At 44.6% G+C, this 17,569-nt stretch carries 19 protein-coding genes; 13 read left to right on the top strand and 6 right to left on the bottom strand.

Going from position 1 to position 17,569, the window contains the following annotated elements:
• Positions 1-30: 30 nt before the first annotated feature.
• A complete protein-coding gene (locus tag FHS10_RS02870; RefSeq protein ID WP_259087514.1) occupies positions 31-270 on the bottom strand; it encodes a hypothetical protein in 240 nt (79 codons plus the stop codon).
• A gap of 510 nt (positions 271-780) precedes the next feature.
• Here FHS10_RS02870 and FHS10_RS02865 point away from each other — a divergent pair.
• From FHS10_RS02865 to FHS10_RS02810, 12 genes are all read left to right on the top strand, one after another.
• Positions 781-3,060: a glycoside hydrolase family 95 protein gene (locus FHS10_RS02865; RefSeq protein ID WP_259087512.1), complete on the top strand. Its 2,280-nt coding sequence runs from the start codon at positions 781-783 to the stop codon at positions 3,058-3,060.
• A 264-nt stretch (positions 3,061-3,324) separates the two neighbouring features.
• Positions 3,325-3,498, top strand: a complete 174-nt coding sequence (locus tag FHS10_RS02860) for a hypothetical protein (RefSeq protein WP_259087510.1) — start codon at positions 3,325-3,327, stop codon at positions 3,496-3,498.
• A 9-nt stretch (positions 3,499-3,507) separates the two neighbouring features.
• The gene (locus FHS10_RS02855) at positions 3,508-4,140 is read left to right on the top strand and encodes a hypothetical protein (RefSeq protein WP_259087508.1); all 633 of its coding nucleotides are present in this window, start codon (positions 3,508-3,510) and stop codon (positions 4,138-4,140) included.
• A gap of 362 nt (positions 4,141-4,502) precedes the next feature.
• Entirely contained in the window at positions 4,503-5,321 is an 819-nt protein-coding gene (locus FHS10_RS02850; RefSeq protein WP_259087506.1) for a hypothetical protein, read from the top strand.
• Positions 5,322-6,014: 693 nt separating this feature from the next.
• Positions 6,015-6,659: a hypothetical protein gene (locus tag FHS10_RS02845; protein WP_259087505.1), complete on the top strand. Its 645-nt coding sequence runs from the start codon at positions 6,015-6,017 to the stop codon at positions 6,657-6,659.
• A 536-nt stretch (positions 6,660-7,195) separates the two neighbouring features.
• Positions 7,196-7,771: a plasmid pRiA4b ORF-3 family protein gene (locus FHS10_RS02840; RefSeq protein ID WP_259087503.1), complete on the top strand. Its 576-nt coding sequence runs from the start codon at positions 7,196-7,198 to the stop codon at positions 7,769-7,771.
• A 129-nt stretch (positions 7,772-7,900) separates the two neighbouring features.
• The gene (locus FHS10_RS02835; protein ID WP_259087501.1) at positions 7,901-8,140 is read left to right on the top strand and encodes a hypothetical protein; all 240 of its coding nucleotides are present in this window, start codon (positions 7,901-7,903) and stop codon (positions 8,138-8,140) included.
• Between the two features lie 10 nt (positions 8,141-8,150).
• Positions 8,151-8,432 (top strand): type II toxin-antitoxin system RelE/ParE family toxin, encoded by a 282-nt coding sequence (locus FHS10_RS02830; RefSeq protein WP_259087499.1) that lies wholly within the window; start codon positions 8,151-8,153, stop codon positions 8,430-8,432.
• A 311-nt stretch (positions 8,433-8,743) separates the two neighbouring features.
• A complete protein-coding gene (argH, locus tag FHS10_RS02825; protein ID WP_259087497.1) occupies positions 8,744-10,078 on the top strand; it encodes an argininosuccinate lyase in 1,335 nt (444 codons plus the stop codon).
• Positions 10,079-10,082: 4 nt separating this feature from the next.
• Positions 10,083-10,547, top strand: coding sequence for an HAD domain-containing protein (locus FHS10_RS02820; RefSeq protein WP_259087492.1), 465 nt, complete (start codon positions 10,083-10,085; stop codon positions 10,545-10,547).
• A gap of 31 nt (positions 10,548-10,578) precedes the next feature.
• Complete coding sequence (locus tag FHS10_RS02815; RefSeq protein WP_259087482.1) at positions 10,579-10,782, top strand: YwbE family protein; 204 nt, start codon at positions 10,579-10,581, stop codon at positions 10,780-10,782.
• 73 nt (positions 10,783-10,855) lie between these two features.
• Positions 10,856-11,557 (top strand): DUF1345 domain-containing protein, encoded by a 702-nt coding sequence (locus tag FHS10_RS02810; protein WP_259087481.1) that lies wholly within the window; start codon positions 10,856-10,858, stop codon positions 11,555-11,557.
• On the opposite strand, the gene FHS10_RS02805 is transcribed toward FHS10_RS02810, so the two are convergent.
• The 5 genes from FHS10_RS02805 to FHS10_RS02785 form a co-directional block, all read right to left on the bottom strand.
• Entirely contained in the window at positions 11,554-12,480 is a 927-nt protein-coding gene (locus tag FHS10_RS02805; RefSeq protein WP_259087477.1) for a DUF72 domain-containing protein, read from the bottom strand. The two genes, FHS10_RS02810 and FHS10_RS02805, sit on opposite strands and share 4 nt — an antisense overlap.
• Positions 12,481-12,533: 53 nt before the next feature.
• On the bottom strand, positions 12,534-14,165 hold the full coding sequence (locus FHS10_RS02800; RefSeq protein ID WP_259087475.1) for an amidase: 1,632 nt from the start codon (positions 14,163-14,165) through the stop codon (positions 12,534-12,536).
• 159 nt (positions 14,166-14,324) lie between these two features.
• A complete protein-coding gene (locus FHS10_RS02795; protein ID WP_259087474.1) occupies positions 14,325-14,867 on the bottom strand; it encodes a YbhB/YbcL family Raf kinase inhibitor-like protein in 543 nt (180 codons plus the stop codon).
• A gap of 89 nt (positions 14,868-14,956) precedes the next feature.
• On the bottom strand, positions 14,957-15,814 hold the full coding sequence (locus FHS10_RS02790; protein ID WP_259087468.1) for a helix-turn-helix domain-containing protein: 858 nt from the start codon (positions 15,812-15,814) through the stop codon (positions 14,957-14,959).
• A 46-nt stretch (positions 15,815-15,860) separates the two neighbouring features.
• A complete protein-coding gene (locus FHS10_RS02785; protein ID WP_259087467.1) occupies positions 15,861-16,367 on the bottom strand; it encodes a hypothetical protein in 507 nt (168 codons plus the stop codon).
• A 216-nt stretch (positions 16,368-16,583) separates the two neighbouring features.
• On the opposite strand from FHS10_RS02785, the gene FHS10_RS02780 reads away from it, so the two are divergent.
• Positions 16,584-17,564 carry a glycoside hydrolase family 5 protein gene (locus tag FHS10_RS02780; RefSeq protein WP_259087465.1) on the top strand — a complete coding sequence of 327 codons (981 nt, stop codon included), beginning with the start codon at positions 16,584-16,586 and terminating at the stop codon, positions 17,562-17,564.
• Positions 17,565-17,569 lie beyond the last annotated feature (5 nt).

Genomic DNA, 17,569 nt, shown 5'->3' with positions numbered 1-17,569 from the left:
ATGGCAAATAGTTTAACAATTGCCCAAAACTTATTTTGCCACCTGATCTGCAACAACTTTGGCTGCTTTTTTTGAAAGCTTTGTTTTTTTGCTGATCACGTCGGCAGCTGTTTTTTTGAATTGTTTTTTAATTGTTTTTTTGATTTCCTCACGCGCCGCGGCACCGCTATCGGTTAAATACAGATAGGTAATGGCACTGGCCGCAAGCGCGCCGATGGCGATAGAGGCGATAAGTAATGTATGATCTTGTTTTACAAATGGATTTTTCATGTTGATGTGTTTTTAATTATAACGCCATGAACGTCATTTAGTTTAAAATCATTTCAATAGGCCCCAAAACTCAATAGCGTAATGGTTTACAGCAAAATGACTTTCTTAACTCTAACCTCTTGATTCTTTTCCCCGGCGGCTATCTTGCTACTTGGTACTAACTACTTGCTACTAATAAGGCGGTCAGGCTTTTTGTTCCAGGTCCTCGCAAGGCCATTACCCGCAATGTCCCGTCGTGCCGTGGGCTTTCCGCGTCATAACTTAAGAACATTTGGGGCGCGTCAGCCTGGCGAATTCCCGAAAATGTAAAATAATCCATCATTTCGATATTTCTATCCATTTTTAGAATTCGTCAAAAAGAATAGCTTTAGTTTCGAAAAAACCACTTACTAACCTGATTTCATACTCCCTTTGTTTATGCGAAAAAGCCATTCGTCTTACCTGTTAATTTCTCAATTTCTGCTTTTAATATTTTTTTTATCGACTGCCGCCGCCCAGGAGCATCCGCAAATGCTTTATTACACAAAACCAGCCGGTCAATGGGAAGAAACATTACCTATGGGCAATGGCAGATTGGGTATGATGCCCGATGGTGGCGTAACCAATGAAAATATTGTATTGAATGACATCACACTATGGTCCGGATCGCCGCAGGATGCAAACAATTATGGCGCCTATAAAAGACTGCCGGAGGTAAGACGGTTATTGCTGGAAGGCAAAAATGACGAGGCGCAGGCTATTATAAATAAAGATTTTATTTGCAAAGGAGCAGGGTCGGGGAACGGCATCGGCGCCAAAGATCCTTTTGGCAGTTACCAGGTACTCGCAAACCTGCATTTGCAATTTAAATACTCCGGCGTAGCAAACACTGGCATCAGTCCCGATAATTATTCGCGGAAACTGTTACTAAATGATGCGGTGGCACATTGTTCCTATATGGTAAACGGTGTTACCTATACAAGGGAGTATTTTACAAGTTTTGGCGACGATGCCGATGTGATCAGGATCACTGCTGATAAACCCGGGCAAATTAACCTGAGTGTTTCCATTGACCGTCCCGAACGTTTTACCGCGGGCGCAAACAATTCCAGGCTGGAAATATCCGGGCAATTGGATAATGGCACCGGTGGCAACGGAATGCGGTATTATGGACTGGTAAAAGCTAAACTAAAAGACGGAAAGCTTTCCTACAGTGCTAACGCTCTTGAAATAAAGGATGCCACTGAAGTAATTTTGTATGTTTCTGCCAAAACCGATTATAAGGACCCGCTATATAAAGAACAAGCCAGGAAAATAATGGATGCTGTATTGGCCAAACCCTATGCGCAGCAAAAACAAGAGCACACCAGGAATTATCAAAAAATGTTTAACCGGGTAAACATTACCCTGGGAACAAAGAATGCAGATGGCTTGCCCACCGACGAAAGGCTGGCACAATTTCAACAAGCCCCTCAATCTGATACCGGCCTGCCGGTGTTGTTCTTTCAATTTGGGCGCTATTTACTTATCAGCAGTATCAGGGTTGGTTTGCTTCCTCCCAACCTACAGGGATTGTGGGCAAATCAAATACAAACACCCTGGAACAGCGATTATCACGTAGATCTGAACCTGCAGATGTGCCATTGGCCCGTTGAGGTAGCCAACCTTTCTGAACTGGATCTGCCGCTCACCGAATTTGTTAGAGGGCTGATGAAAAACGGCAGCCGTACCGCCAAAGCCTATTATAATGCCGACGGATGGATAGCGCACGTTATTGTTAATGTGTGGGGATTTACCGAGCCCGGGGAAGCCGCCAGCTGGGGCAGTACCAAGGTTGGCCCCGGTTGGCTCTCCAATAACCTTTGGAGGCATTATTTATTTACCCAGGACAAAGCATACCTGCGCAGCATTTATCCTATTATTAAAGGCGCCGCGCAATTTTATAACAGCTTGCTGATTAAAGATCCAAAAACAGGCTGGCTTGTTACCTCGCCATCATCCTCGCCCGAGAATGCCTTTTACATGCCCAATGGCCATGTCTCCAGTATATGCATTGGCCCCACTATTGACAACCAGATTATCAGGGAACTATTTAGTAATGTGGTGTATGCGGCCTCTTTGCTAAAACAGGACCCCGCCTTTGAAAAATACCTGGCTGCAAGATTAACGCAGATCCCGCCGGCAGGACAGGTTGCCAGCGATGGGAGGCTCATGGAATGGCTGGAAGATTATAAGGAAACAGAACCCCACCATCGTCATATTTCCCACTTGTATGGCTTGTATCCGGCATCGCTGATTACCCCTGAGGGTACTCCGGCCCTTGCAGAGGCAAGCAGGAAAACGCTGGAAGGCCGGGGCGATGACGGCACCAGCTGGTCGCTTGCCTACAAAATGCTTTTCTGGGCAAGGTTACACGATGGTAACCGTGCTTTTAAACTGTATAAAGACCTGATGCGGATTACACGCAAAACAGATATCAATTATGGGGCCGGTGGCGGCGTGTATCCCAATCTTTTATCCGCAGGGCCTCCGTTTCAAATTGACGGGAACTGCGGGGGCACTGCTGCCATTGCCGAAATGCTTGTACAAAGTCACGCGGGATTTATCGACCTGTTGCCTGCAATTCCCGATGCCTGGAAAGAAACCGGGGAAGTAAAGGGGCTCAAAGCACAGGGTAATTATACCATTAATATGAAGTGGCATGAAGGGAAAATAACTGATTTTGAGATCTTGGCGCCTTTTTCTAAAAAAGTTAAAGTAAGGGTTAATGGTATCATGAAATTAGTTAATACAAAAAAAGTAAGGGTTTAAGAGTTAGCCACCTTTTTTAGCGCAGGTCTTGAACGCGGATGGGGGCGGAGGCAGACCTGTGCTTTAAATAGATGTCTTGTTATCCGGGAAATTATTATTCTGTTTCCAGTTTGAGTATGGCGTTCCGATCGCCATCGGTTGCTCTTTGGAGCTATTTATCTATCGGCGGCTGGAACCGCAGACGTTCCCATACATCAAAAAACTTTTACCGATTTTTCTGTTTAATCATAAAGTCGTATCTTTGATAAGTAAAATTCTACACCCATGAGTGATAAGGACATAGCGAAACTAACGGAGCTGGCAAATACACGGTTGGAACGTGCGCGTGCCATGTCCAAAAAGGAAGCAATATTATCGCTGAATGAAGCTGGCATCCTGACAAAAAAAGGAAAATTCATGCAGGCTTATGTTGAATTAGAGGAAGTGGTTAATAAATAACCCACACTCGTGTACGATGTCCGCCCTAATACCATCATTGGCTTTCATGGTTGTGATCTGGATATTAGGACGAAACTTGTCAATAACCCTAATCAGATTGAGATCAGTAAAAAGCCGTACGACTGGCTTGGCCACGGCATGTATTTCTGGGAAAATAATTACACCCGTGCGATGGAATGGGCGGAAACCAGGGCTGCCGATGGTTCATTTAAAAAACCAGCAGTATTGGGTGCTATATTGCAATTAGGCCATTGCTGTGATTTTCTTGACTCCAAATTCACCAATATGATCGGCAGTTATTACCAGGCTATGGAAGCTGAATATGAGAACGCCGGTAAAAAACTGCCCGTTAACATCGATGCGGAAGATGACGAACATAAAGACAAACTGATCCGTAAGCTGGATTGCTCTACCATACAGTTTATGCACGAAGCCATTGAAAAACAATACCACGAGGACATTGCAGAAAAAGGCTACAGCGAGTACCCGGTATTCGATTCTACACGCGGTGTGTTTACCGAAGGTGGCACCGCTTTCAGCGGTGCCGGTATCGAGCGTAAGAGTCACATTCAAATATGTATTCGTAACATGAACTGCATCAAAGGTTTTTTTATCCCGAGAGAAGAGATTTCCTTTCCCTAAAATCCTCCTTTTTAGTGCAGGTGTGGCGCAACGGCAGAACTGCGTATTTAAATATACTTTGTCTCCAAAGTCACAAGTCATCGGCCCGGCAGGCCAGCGCTCAAGACTTGCGCTAAGAGGGGGGAAATAGATCTCGTTTATAAAGTAACAAGTCATCTGCCCGGCAGGCCGGCGCTCAAGACTTGCGCTAAGGGAGGGGCTTGTCTGAGGGATAAACGCCACATGTGCGCTATCGGAGTAGTTAAATACCTGATTATAGGTATTTTATAAGTGATTAATGCAAGTTAACTTCATTTGATCGAAAATGGCAGTCATCATCAACTGCCATCTCACATTAAATATTCAACCTAAACAATCACATTATGAAATTCTTAAGTCTTATTATTCTTTTTATCGCGACGCTGGTATCCGTGAATGCTCAGGAAAAGCCAGATAGAAAAGCTCTGTATCAATTTATACAACCTACAAAATTAACGCAATGCGATTCTTTGGGCAAATCAATAGATGCATCACAAGTTTTTCCATCTGACTATGATTTTGAGATATTTTCTATCTTGCCGACAGGTGATTTGATTATTGATATTGTATATTTTACCAAAAATGGAAGTAATCAAGAGGGGGCTGACAAATTAAATTTAAAATTTAGAGGGACTACAGATCCCAACAAAGCCGAACTTTACTATTTAATGCCTATAAGCATCTTTAATTTAGCAGCTGAAAAAGAGCAGAGCAAATGGAGTATTTCTTTTGGGACAGCCTCCACTTTATTAAAATATAGGCCTGGCAGTGGAAAGGTATTTCAGAATAAATATCCAATTAATTCAGATATAGGTAACGATTTTTCTTTGGCCGCTTTAGTGGGGTTACAATTATCGGTCAATAGTTCTGTCAACGAATATTTTCTATTTGGTGTAAATTATACCAGTATTAAGATGACACCTCAAACAACGCAAGGAGTACTTACATCAGATTCAAATGTGGGCGCTTTGACTCCCACAGTTGCATGGGTATTCGAATATAAAAAAATCCAGTTAGGCCTGTTTTCTGGATTAGATATGCCAACTGGCGCAGCGGGGAAAAGTTGGGTTTACAAAGGTCGGCCTTGGTTTGGATTAGGGATAGGATTTAGCATCTTTAAACCAGGTTCAAGCAGTTCCGACGCAAAACAGCCGACAAAATAGTTGAAGGACATAAAACTTTTTCAGCGCAGTTCGTGAAGTTAGATGTCGAGCTACGGCAGACCTGCGCTTCAAACATATCTCATCTACATAGTCGCAAGTCATTCGCCCGACAGGCATGCACTCAAGACTTGCACTAAAGAGGAAGCTTTAATAGATGATGTACTCAAACTCGGTACCCACAATTGAGTTGCAAAAAATGAAGCCACCTTTTCGCTGCTGTATAAAATTGGAGTAATAGGTTTATAATATATTACATTCATATCAATATCAGAGTTAGCAAGAAAAGGTATTTCGGTTCAACGAAATGCCGCCGGTAACGAAGTTGTTGGAGACAACTCCAACAACGGCTAAAAAAGAGAATATGATAAGCGGTTCGCCCCTTGTTGGTCTTCTATGCCCCGTACTTTCTTGAGCTGTCTCCATTAAACTCGGTACCCCTTATCCAATCGCCGAAAACGGAAGCCGCTTTTTCCTTGCTGTCTAAAATCTGGGCAATGAGTTTGTTATACATCACATTAAGCCAGGCCGCAACCGGGCCGCGCAACACCTGCGCCAAGGGGGACAGTCCGGTACTTACCGCAGGCCTTACAGCACCTTTCTTAAACCCTTTTCTTCTCTTATAAAAAGGTGTTTTTTACCCTGTTGTGTAAAATGATAACGTACTAATTTGCAGTAACTTAAAAACTTCATATTATGACGATGCCAACGATTAAATTATTGCCGGATCCACCGGCCCCCATCGGACTAAATAACTTTCCGGGCCCGCCGCCTGCCCAGGTGCTATTGAAAATACCCTTGCCTGATCAAACCATCGTTTTAATGGATGCCAAGATGATGGGCATGCATGCTGTTGTAGAAAAGCGGCTTACCAAACAGCAATTAGAATTTAAACAACAATGGGTGCGTGTAACCAGTTGCACTATTACGCCTGATACGCCTTTTTCGCAAGAGGAATCTGTGAGTATTGGCGTGGCGCTAAGTGTTGGTGCCCGTGAGGAATTTTCGGCCTCGCTTGGTTTAAAGCTGACTTCGTTTATTGATATAGGCGCAAAACTGACCATGGAGCTTTCGGCGGAAGTGACACTTGCCGAGGTGGTTACCAAAAAGAAAACCTTCAATGTCAAAACGCAGGTCCCAAAGGCATCATATATGTGGTGGCAGCTCAAAAGTACCTACACAGTTACCGGACATCAGAGAGTGATTATGATAATGAATGGAAATGAGGGGGATCCTATAGATGTCGACTTTACAAAGCCGTTGGTATGCGACGAAGATGTTAGCATCAGTACCCAATTCCCTGCTGCAGCAAAAGCAGACTTTTTGGTTTCAGACATCTAATAACCCCGGTATGGTTAAATGCCGTACGGTTGGGATCACAATACAATAAAAGCCTTTGATTGAAAGATTAAAGGCTTTTATTTTGATGAGTGATTCCCGGATGAATAAGGAATTTTGCCTTTGTTGGTGTTTCTTGCCCGCAGCCATATGTATCAAATAGTTAAAACAGGAGCGTATTAAATGGTTGGTTAATGGGATAAAAAGTCAAAAATATATTGATAATTCTCAATTATTCTCAGCTTCCGCGTTAGTGAGTGGATACCGACCTATGTCATTGAGTTAAGAAGAAACCCCATCGGGGTTTAATATCGGTAGCAGACCACACCCATTAGGATGTTCGTGCCGTTAGGTACGAAACCGGCGATGTTACGTACCTAACGGCTAATGTGGCTAAGGCTTGTGCAGTATGAACGTACAGCACGGCCCCGCTTCTACCGGCGGGGAAACGCCCATCATTACGCTATGGCGGCATCATCAGCATGAAAGTAAAAGTTAAGAAGATAGGTGGGATTAGAATTGTTTCTTAGCTTTACTTTATGAGTACATTCCAATTCAAAATCCAGATCAAATACATCGACAACCCTCCTGTTTGGCGTAGGCTGCTTATTGCCGGGGATACCACGTTTCATGAATTTCACGAAATTATACAGGTTGCCTTTGAATGGGAGAACAGCCACATGTACCAGTTTTCACCTAAGGGCTGGGGCTCAAAGCCGGTAATCACGCTTTCGGAATATGAGAAACAGGATGAACTGGATAGTCCGGAGGTTAAGCTGTCGGAGATTTTTACTAAGAGAGGCCAAACCTATATGTACATTTACGATTTTGGTGATGACTGGAAGCACGATATCAAACTGGAAAAAATTATCCCGGAACCTGTTCTTTATCCTACTTGCACTGGCGGCGAAGGAGCGGGGCCGATAGAAGATAGCGGCGGCGCGCCCGGCTATGCCAACCTGCTGGCTGTAACCAGCGATCCCGACAATCCCGATTATGATGAATTACGCGGATGGGTGGGACTTGAAGACGACGAAGATTTGGATGCCGGCTATTTTAACATGGATGAATTAAATGAAGACCTGAGGGAATGGAAACTGGCGGAAGAATCCTGAAGCCTATAACCGGGATGTTTCTTTTTTGCGTTTGTGTACATATGTAAGGCTTGTGACAATTTGAAGGATTTGCCCGGTTAACCTGTTTTTGGCTTGTTTATTATTGAATTATTTGAGTAAATTTGGATTATGAGCGTATTGGTAAACACGAAAAACGAACAGGAAGAAAAAGTGCTATTGGCCTTTTTGGATAGCTTGCGTTATAACTACCAGGCTGATGTTGAAAAAAACGCCGATGAACTTAACATCGCATTTATTGATCAGTATAATGCCGAAATTGAACAAGCGGACGCCGCCATTGAAGCCGGAAGTTTTGTTAGCCATGAAGATGTTGAGCAGCTTTTTAAAAACAGAAGAAAAGCGCTTTAATGGAAATTAAATGGAATATTTGGCTGTAAAACAGTTAATAGACGCTATTGAATACCTGGAAGACAACGACCAATTTGCCTACGCCGAAAAGATTGAACAACGAATACTATTAAAAATAGGTTTGCTCCCCCATAAATCAGAACTTTATCAGCCCGATAGGCTCAAGAAAAATAACGACGGAAGTTTTCACGCTTTTGAAATTGACAGTTACCGGATCTCGTACCGGGTACTGCCAAAAGAAATACGCATTCTGCGAATAAGGCATTCCAGCAGGAGGCCATTCACACGGTAAAGATTTTCACCATCACCAAGTGGTGACAAGAAAATGCGTTTTTTACCCGTTTTTTCAAGACAAAAATTTAAAAATAGGGCTTAAGTATTTGATAATTAGCTATAAAAGTGTTCCATTGTTGATGTTTTTTTAAAATCGTAAATATCTGATTATCAATGGTAACGTGTTCCAAAGCGTACTAGGTGTTCCACCCGTTCCGGTGGAACACCTACTGGTTATGAGGCATAAAGAAGCCTGCTGGGCTAAGCTATTACTTCAAAATGTTGCCGCGGGATACTTGCTACTTGCTGTTAAATCCACATCTTTGCAGCATGAGTAAGTTATGGCAAAAAACTACCAGCGTTAATGAGCTGGTTGAGAATTTTACCGTGGGCCGCGATCGTGAATTCGACCAGGAAATGGCTGCCTTTGATGTGTTGGGCTCGCTGGCCCATAGCCGTATGCTGCACAGCATCGGCCTGATGGATACCGCCGACCTTGAACTGGTACAGCGCGAACTGAAAGCCATTTATGCCGATATTGAGCAGGGCGGTTTCACCATTGACGATGGGGTAGAAGACGTACACTCGCAGGTAGAAATGCTGCTTACCCAGCGCATTGGCGATGCCGGCAAAAAGATCCACTCGGGCCGCTCCCGTAACGATCAGGTGCTTGTTGACCTGAAACTGTTTTTTCGCCACCAGTTGCAACAGGTAGTTGAGGAAACCGAAACCCTGTTTAGGCAGCTGATTTCCTTGAGCGAACAGCATAAGGATGTATTGCTGCCCGGCTATACACATTTGCAGGTGGCTATGCCATCGTCATTCGGTCTGTGGTTTGGTGCCTACGCCGAAAGCCTGGCCGATGACCTGGAACTGGTATTGGCCGCTTACAAGATCACCAATAAAAACCCCTTGGGTTCAGCAGCCGGTTATGGCTCGTCGTTCCCCTTAAACCGTACTTTAACAACTGAATTGTTGGGCTTTGACAGCCTTAACTATAATGTGGTATACGCCCAGATGGGGCGCGGTAAAACCGAGCGTGTGATAGCGCAGGCATTATCGAGCATTGCAGCAACGCTTGCCAAAATGGCTATGGATCAGGCCCTTTACCTGAGCCAGAACTTCGCCTTTGTAAGCTACCCGGATACGCTGACCACCGGAAGCAGCATTATGCCCCACAAAAAGAACCCCGATGTTTGGGAAATTATGCGTGGCAAATGTAACCGCCTGCAGGCCTTGCCTACCGATGTAGCCATGATGACCACCAACCTGCCATCGGGTTACCACCGCGAGCTGCAACTGCTTAAAGAACTACTTTTCCCCGCCTTTGCCGACCTGAAGAACTGCCTGCACATGGGCACCTTTATGCTGCAAAATATAACCGTTAACGCCAACATACTGGCCGACCCTAAATACGCCTACCTGTTTAGCGTAGAGGAGGTTAACCGTATGGTATTGAGCGGCACGCCGTTCCGCGATGCCTACAAGCAAATTGGCCTGGCCATTGAGCAAGGCGATTTTAACCCCGATAAAACCGTTAACCACACCCACGAAGGCAGTATTGGCAACCTGGGCAATGACCACATTACCGCGGCATTTGATAAGCTGATTGGCAATTTTGATTTTGCCAAAGTTGATGGTGCGATAAAGGGACTGGTTGCCTAAAGCGATGATTATCCTTTTGGATATCGATGGTGTGTTGGTAACGCAACCATCATGGAAAAAGGTGGATATGGACGCTGACGGCTTTATGGCTTTTAATAAACAATCGGTAGGTAACCTGGCAGATATCATATCGGTAACAAACGCGGCAGTGGTTTTAACTACAACCCACCGCATCACTTTCGGCCTGGATAAATGGGATGAGATATTTAAGTTGAGAGGAATAAATATCCCAGCTATTACCAAGTTAAATGAAACAATATCCCTTGCTGATATGCCCGACAGGGCGACAGAGATAAAAGAATGGGTTGATAAACATAGTGATGAAAACTATGTTATTATTGATGATGATCCATCGATAAACAATCTTTCTGATACGATAAAGGACAGGTGGGTTGCTACAAAACCTTTTACAGGCATTGATAAAGAGGTCAAACAGAAGGCGTTGAATATTTTATTAAATAATCGGTGAAATCACTAAAAAAATCAGTGTAATCCCAAACATGAACGGACAAAACAGAAGCGACATATACCCCGGCCTGGAGGTTGATATTATACTAAAGAAAGACCAGCGGAGCGGTACGCTTACCCGTGGCTTTGTGAAACGTTTACTTACCAGCGCGGCCTATCACTCCCGCGGCATTAAAGTACAGCTGGATGACGGGCAGGTTGGCCGCGTAGCCTGGATAGTGGACGAAGAAGATTAATTTGCTGCAATTCATCATTTCTACATAATTGATTGCCATATTTACCTTGTACTTACCATAGTATAAACCTTATATGCCTGCAAAGCCGCGCGTAAAATCCAAAATATGGTTCCGGTTAGATACCCACCATCGTTTACTGATCTCGTTGGCGGTGAGCGCCGTAGTGCTTTTCTGCTTTGTTGGTGGCAGGTTTAGCGTACCTGCCCTGATCCTGGTTACCTGGATAGCATTCGCGGTATCTATCATTGTTATGGATTGGATTATCATCCTTACCTCGCACCCCAAAGAGGTACGTACCATAGCCAGGATTGAAGACAGTAGCCGTACGCTGATATTTGTTTTTGTGCTGATCTCTTCGCTGGTGAGTACGCTGGCTATATTTTTCCTGCTTAAATCATCAAAACAACTGTCGCCACAGGTGGTAACCGGGCACGTTTTGCTGGGTATGGCATCTGTTATAGCCTCGTGGACATTGGTACACACCATTTTTACCCTGCGCTACGCACACATGTTTTATACTACCGATACCGATGACGACGGCAAAAAGAAACAGTTAGGCGGCCTGCAGTTCCCAGGTGATGAAACAGAACCCGACTACCTGGATTTTGTATACTTTTCCTTTGTACTGGGGATGACGTTCCAGGTATCGGATATCGAGATCTCCAGCAGGCAGATCCGCCGCCTGGCCTGGATTCACGGGATGATCTCCTTCGCGTTCAACACTGCCATAGTGGCGCTCAGCATCAACGTAATATCGGGCCTGGTATCAAACTAAAACATGCTGCCCTGCTGTTCAATGAATTTGGGGCGAAGCAGGTTTAAGCCTAAAGCTTTGTTGAGCCCGTCGGTCACGTAATCGGATAGAACGGGCGAAAAGCGTTCGTCGTGTTGGTGCATAAAAAACCAAACGGATTTAAGGCCCAGTTCCTGCCATTCCTTAATGCGGGCAACCCATTCATCCAAACGGGCTTTATCAATGCCGTATTCGCCTTCCTTATCGGTACAACCCACAAAGCGGATGAAGGCATGGGGCGTAGGGAGGGTCATGTGCACCACATCCCGGCGGCCCGAGGCATCGGTGATGATCGATCCGATATTAAGCTCATGAAACAGCTGGAAAACCTTTTCGCTGTTCTCCTTTACAGAAAACCATTCTTTATGCCGCAGCTCCACAAAAACAGGCATATCCTTGGGTAGCGACTCCAGGTAAGCCTTCAACTCGGGAAAGCTTTTGGGTGTATAATTATCGCTCAGCTGCAAAAACAGCGGGCCTAATTTTTCGCCAAAGGCCAGCATGCTTTGGTAAAACGTGGTGGTAATATCATCGGCATTTTTAAGTCGGCGGATGTGGCTGATGCTCTGCGTAAACTTAGGGCAAAACTTAAAATCGGGATTGCTTAGTGCTTTATCCTTCCACTTGGCAATGGTTTCTGGCGGGTAAGCATTGTAAAAGGTGGCATTCAGCTCGATGCAGTCGAAATGCTTCACGTACTCATCCAAAAAATTGGCGTCCTTGGTTTTAGGCGGATAGATCTGGCCTATCCATTCCTTGCGCCCCCACTTGGCACAGCCAACATGTACCTGCAAGGGTTCGCTGTTTTTAGTGTTGGTAAGGGTACTGATGGTAAATTCAGTGTCCGCAGGTAGTGTAAAATCAATTGAGGCTAATTGTTCTGGTGATACTTTGCCAAATTCCATTGTAGATAATTAAATGACTGTTTTAATTGAGCTGATCTCTTGGGCAAAGTTAATTAACCTAACAAATCAACCTTAAACAATGGCTTAACTCTTTTTTTGCTGGCTTGTTCATAAGCATAACCCAATTTAATGATCTCGCCCTCGTGCCAGGCCGTGCTAAAGAATGATAGCCCGATTGGTAAACCATGAAGCAGGCCCATAGGTACGGTGATATGCGGGTAACCGGCCATAGCCGCCGGGCTCGAAAACCCAAAGCCGTTGTCATAATCGCCATTCACCAGGTCGATACACACGGCCGGGCCATTGGTTGGGCCGATGAGGGCGTCCAGTTTGTTATCGGCCAACATTTTATCTATCACTTTGCGGGTGCCGGCATTGGTTTGCTTTATGGCATCCAGGTATTCTTTGGTGTTCAGATCGCCTTTGGTTTGGGAATATTCTAAAGTTTCCTGTTTAAAAAAGGGCATGGCTTTAGCCTCGTTCTGCTTGTTGTAGGCGATAACATCGGCCAGTGTTTTTACTTTGCTGTTGGCATTGCTTAGATATTGGTTAAGGCCATCTTTAAACTCGTAAACCAAAACAGTAAACTCATTTTTGCCGATGTCTTTAAGTTGTTTGGTCAGTTCTATTTCAACAATGGTGGCACCCTTAGCTTTCAAAACGTTTATGGCTTCCTGCAATAAAGCCTCCATACCGGGATTGCCCTCCAAAGCCGATTTTTCGATACCCAGGCGTTTGCCTTGCAAGCCGTTGGCATCTAAGAATTTGGTATAATCTGTTTCGGCTTTGCCTTTGCCAGCCAGGGTAAAACTATCCTGCGGATCGACACCTGCTAATGCCCCTAAAAATATCGCTGCATCCCTTACCGTGCGGGCCATTGGGCCTGCAGTATCCTGGGTTTTTGAGATGGGGATAATACCCGAGCGACTCCATAGCCCTACAGTTGGTTTAATGCCCACCAGGCCATTTACTGATGATGGCGATACAATGGAGCCATCCGTCTCAGTACCTATCGCTATGGTGCACAAATTAGCCGCCACTGCCGATCCTGATCCGGCGCTTGAGCCGCTTGGATTACGATCAAGGATATAAGGGCATTTGGTTTGCCCACCCCGGCTGCTCCATGCACTGGTAGAGTGGTTAGACCGGAAGTTGGCCCACTCACTCAAATTGGTTTTGCCTAACAGCACAGCACCGGCTTCGCGCAGTTTGTGTACAATAAATGCATCCTGTTTGGCAAAGTTATCGGCTAAGGCTAATGAGCCTGCAGTAGTGTGCATGTTATCGCCGGTGTTGATATTGTCTTTGATGAGTACCGGGATGCCGTGTAAAGGGCCGCGCACTTTTCCGGCTGCGCGTTCCTTATCCATGGCATCGGCCATGTTTAGGGCGTCTTTATTCAGTTCGATAACCGAATTTAGTTTAGGTCCGTTTTTATCTATTTCGTCAATGCGTTTCAGGTACAGTTCGGTAAGCAGGCGCGAGGTATATTGTTTGGATTTCATTTTTTCCTGCAGGCCGGTTATCGTGGCTTCGGATAGCTCAAACAGATCATCCTTACTATCGGTTGCGGTAGTATCGGTTTTTTTATCATCAGCCGCTGGCGCGCTGCATGATGCAGCAACTAAGGTTGATATGGTTAATCCTGCTAATGAGCCTGTTTTAAGGAAATTTCTTCTGTGCATACCCGGTTTTTGAAAAGCTTTTACAAGTAACAAAATATTTGGCTAATTAAAGATTATCGGCGTAAAATGTTACAGGTGGTATAGGGCTTAACCGCGTTTTAAATAGCGATGGGTTTTAAAGCCATCGCTATGGTGGTGAGTTTTTAAAGTTATAACTGTCTACCTCTTAGCATAAACCATCAACGATGCCTTAGCTATCACATTATGGTTCAACATAAACCCGGTTAAAGCAGCGGAGTTTTTACCATCTAAGCCAAGCTTAGCAACCTTCAATGCGTAAACAGTAATAATGTACCCGTGCGCGGCATCATTTTCGGGCGGACATGGGCCACCATAGCCGGCAACGCCAAAATCGGTATTATTTTGAATGCTGCCCGCGGGTGCTATCCCTGTCGATGTGCTACCCGCGCCTTGTTTAAGCTGATGGATATTGGCTGGGATATCAAAAATAACCCAGTGCCACCAGCCGCTGCCGGTTGGTGCCTGCGGATCATACATGGTAACGGCGAAGCTTTGTGTACCCTCCGGCGCGTTTTGCCACTCCAATGCCGGCGATTTATTGGCCCCATTGCAGCCAAAGGTATTTGAGGTGAACTCGTTGGTAAACTGGCCGCCAAGATCTGCACTTTTAATGGTGAATGTTTGCGCTTTTGTGCTTAGGCTGCATGTAGCAGCAAATAAAAATAAGATGAATGTTTTCATAATCTTTTGAATAATATTAATTACCCAAAAGTGCGTTGAATGGGCCAGGTGCAGTTAATGGCGACGGCTCAAAAACTATTGCAAACGGCTCAAACTGTTTGCACGTTCAACTGGTATTGTTTTGGGCTTACACCAAATTTCTTTTTAAAGGCCGATGAAAAGTTAGATAGGGTATCGTATCCAAAATCAATATAAAGCGATGTGGCGTTCTTGCCTTGTTCTAACTGCAGCCGGGCCATTTCAAGCTTACGCTCGCGGATGTATTTGCCCGGGGCGATGTGATACGCCTTCTCGAAATCGCGCTTAAACGAGGCCAGGCTTTTGTTTGATAAAAAGGCCAGCTCATCAAGGCTTAGGTTATTGAAAAGATTGTTTTCTACTACGTTTCTTAATATTAATTCGGGCGATGGCGCGTTGCTTTTTAACAGGCTGATGAGCTGCGCCCCATGACTTTGTAACAAAACCAACAGCAATTCTTCTACTTTGGTGGCCGCCAATTCATAAGGTAAATTTCGGCCCTCGTCAATAAGCGCCTGCAAGCTTTTAATATACCCGGCAAAGTAATTGGTTTGCTTGAACTTGATGTAATCGGTTTCTTTTACTGCCGATGGTTTTGCGGTAAGCTTATGCCTGTTCAAAAAATCATGAGCCAACCTCGCCGGGAAAAATACCAATACGCTGCTGTATTGATATTCGTTAAGGGTATGCTCGGCCATAATGGAATTGCCCTCGGGTATTACGATGCCTTCGCCGGTGCTTACTACGGTGTTGTTGGATGGCCTAAAAATGGCTTTCTCGCCATTAGTAACAAAGCTGATTGTATAGCAGTTAAATACTACCCGGCTCTTTTGCAGGCTGTCCCGCTCGGTATAATGCACAAATGATATATCACCGGCAGTTATCCTTTTTTGGTTTTCGGTAGCTTGCGGTATGTATATACTGGTCATTATAGTTTTAAAAAAGGACAAGTTAAATGTTTTCGGTACAAAATGGCTAATCTAAGCGCTCAGTAGTGGCCTTTGGTATCTGCAGGTCCGGGTTAAAATTAGGGAGGATCTGTTTTACCTGTGCCGCGCTTGAATTATTCATGTCTAAAAACGACCAGCTTTTGCCGCCATCGCTGCTGATGCCCAGCATACTGCTATGGCTGGCAATACGGGCATTGGGTAGTTGTAAAATAATGGTTTCGGGTAAAAGACAATGGATCTCGGTGCCGGCTTTGTAAAACTTGCCCGGGGCATCAACCTTTACACTTTCAAACGTTATGCCCTGGGTTTTCATTTGCTGCATGCCGTTTGTAACCAGGGCAATCATTTTCTCCTTGCCGCCGCCCATTTGCACCGCTTTGGGGTACATGTAGTTAACCAGGGTTTTATAGTCGCCGGCTATCATGGCTTTGGCTACCATATTAGCCTGGTTTTTTACCAAAGTGGTATCCTGCGCGTGCAGAGTTAATGATAGGGCGGTAGTAAATAAAAGGCACAGTAATAGTTTTTTCATGGCGGGGGATAATCAATAGCGACAGGCAATTGTTTATTAATGCAAATGATACCCTAAGATAAGCCATCTATCAGGTAATCTCCAAGAGATAAAATGAGCTTTTACTTTAGGCACCCGTATCCGGCATCTTGGTCAATTTTATCATACTATGATGCAATTTTTGCAAACCGGCATTTATAAAATCTCATTTTTTACATTGGCCTATCCAATTATAAAATGATGAGAGGGGTATTGCCGATTTTATTTGCTTTGATAGTTTTTAAAGCCTCAAAAGCGCAAAATTTAACACCTGTTGCCCGTAACGGCGTGCTAAAAGTGCAGAATGGCAAACTGGTAAACGGGCAGGGGATAGAACCACAATTGCGTGGTATCAGTTTTTCATGGACTTTGTGGCAAGGTCAAAAATACTACAACCCTGGTGTGGTTAACTGGCTTGCCAATGATTTTAAAGTATCTATTATACGTGCCTCTATGGGGGTTGAACCCAATGGAGGTTATCTGCAACAACCCGATAAACAGCAAAAGCTAATCACCGACGTGGTTGATGCTGCTATAAAAGATGGCATCTATGTATTGATAGATTGGCACGACCATCATGCCGAAAATCATATGAATGAATCCAAAGATTTTTTTAAGCAGATGACAAAAAAGTACGCCGGTGTACCCAACGTTATCTACGAAATCTATAACGAACCTGCAAAAGCCAATTGGAAAACCGTGAAAGAATATGCTTTGCAGGTGATCCCCGTAATTCGTAAATACGATAAAAACGCGGTGATTGTGGTGGGAAGCCCGCACTGGGATCAGGATGTGGATATAGCAGCAACCGATCCAATAATTGGCTACAATAATATTGTGTACTCGTTCCATTTTTACGCCAGCGACCCCAATCACCAGGAAGCTCTACGGGCCAAAGCTAATAAGGCAATTAAGCTTGGTCTGCCGTTGATGATTACTGAATGGGGTGTTGGCGAATCAAATGGCGACGGGGAGTTTAACCTATCAAAAACCCAAACCTGGGTAAAGTGGTTAATAGATAATCACCTGAGCTGGGCCAACTGGAATATTACCGATAAACACGAAACCACCGCCATTTTACAAGCTGGTGCCCCCATATATGGTGGCTGGACAGAGGCCAATTTAACGCCCGCAGGATTGTTTATCAGGGAACTATTGAGACAGCCGAAGCCCCTCTAAATCTC

The sequence above is a fragment of the Mucilaginibacter dorajii genome, from assembly GCF_024808255.1.
In the GTDB taxonomy this organism is placed as follows: domain Bacteria; phylum Bacteroidota; class Bacteroidia; order Sphingobacteriales; family Sphingobacteriaceae; genus Mucilaginibacter; species Mucilaginibacter dorajii.
Note: the sequence above shows the minus strand (reverse complement) of the source record. Positions and strands in the feature narration are given on the sequence as shown.

Coding starts and splice junctions, on each gene's coding strand:
- FHS10_RS02870 (WP_259087514.1), bottom strand. CDS start 270: ATGAAAAATCCATTTGTAAAACAAGATCATACATTACTTATCGCCTCT.
- FHS10_RS02865 (WP_259087512.1), top strand. CDS start 781: ATGCTTTATTACACAAAACCAGCCGGTCAATGGGAAGAAACATTACCT.
- FHS10_RS02860 (WP_259087510.1), top strand. CDS start 3,325: ATGAGTGATAAGGACATAGCGAAACTAACGGAGCTGGCAAATACACGG.
- FHS10_RS02850 (WP_259087506.1), top strand. CDS start 4,503: ATGAAATTCTTAAGTCTTATTATTCTTTTTATCGCGACGCTGGTATCC.
- FHS10_RS02845 (WP_259087505.1), top strand. CDS start 6,015: ATGACGATGCCAACGATTAAATTATTGCCGGATCCACCGGCCCCCATC.
- FHS10_RS02840 (WP_259087503.1), top strand. CDS start 7,196: ATGAGTACATTCCAATTCAAAATCCAGATCAAATACATCGACAACCCT.
- FHS10_RS02835 (WP_259087501.1), top strand. CDS start 7,901: ATGAGCGTATTGGTAAACACGAAAAACGAACAGGAAGAAAAAGTGCTA.
- FHS10_RS02830 (WP_259087499.1), top strand. CDS start 8,151: ATGGAATATTTGGCTGTAAAACAGTTAATAGACGCTATTGAATACCTG.
- argH (WP_259087497.1), top strand. CDS start 8,744: ATGAGTAAGTTATGGCAAAAAACTACCAGCGTTAATGAGCTGGTTGAG.
- FHS10_RS02820 (WP_259087492.1), top strand. CDS start 10,083: ATGATTATCCTTTTGGATATCGATGGTGTGTTGGTAACGCAACCATCA.
- FHS10_RS02815 (WP_259087482.1), top strand. CDS start 10,579: ATGAACGGACAAAACAGAAGCGACATATACCCCGGCCTGGAGGTTGAT.
- FHS10_RS02810 (WP_259087481.1), top strand. CDS start 10,856: ATGCCTGCAAAGCCGCGCGTAAAATCCAAAATATGGTTCCGGTTAGAT.
- FHS10_RS02805 (WP_259087477.1), bottom strand. CDS start 12,480: ATGGAATTTGGCAAAGTATCACCAGAACAATTAGCCTCAATTGATTTT.
- FHS10_RS02800 (WP_259087475.1), bottom strand. CDS start 14,165: ATGCACAGAAGAAATTTCCTTAAAACAGGCTCATTAGCAGGATTAACC.
- FHS10_RS02795 (WP_259087474.1), bottom strand. CDS start 14,867: ATGAAAACATTCATCTTATTTTTATTTGCTGCTACATGCAGCCTAAGC.
- FHS10_RS02790 (WP_259087468.1), bottom strand. CDS start 15,814: ATGACCAGTATATACATACCGCAAGCTACCGAAAACCAAAAAAGGATA.
- FHS10_RS02785 (WP_259087467.1), bottom strand. CDS start 16,367: ATGAAAAAACTATTACTGTGCCTTTTATTTACTACCGCCCTATCATTA.
- FHS10_RS02780 (WP_259087465.1), top strand. CDS start 16,584: ATGATGAGAGGGGTATTGCCGATTTTATTTGCTTTGATAGTTTTTAAA.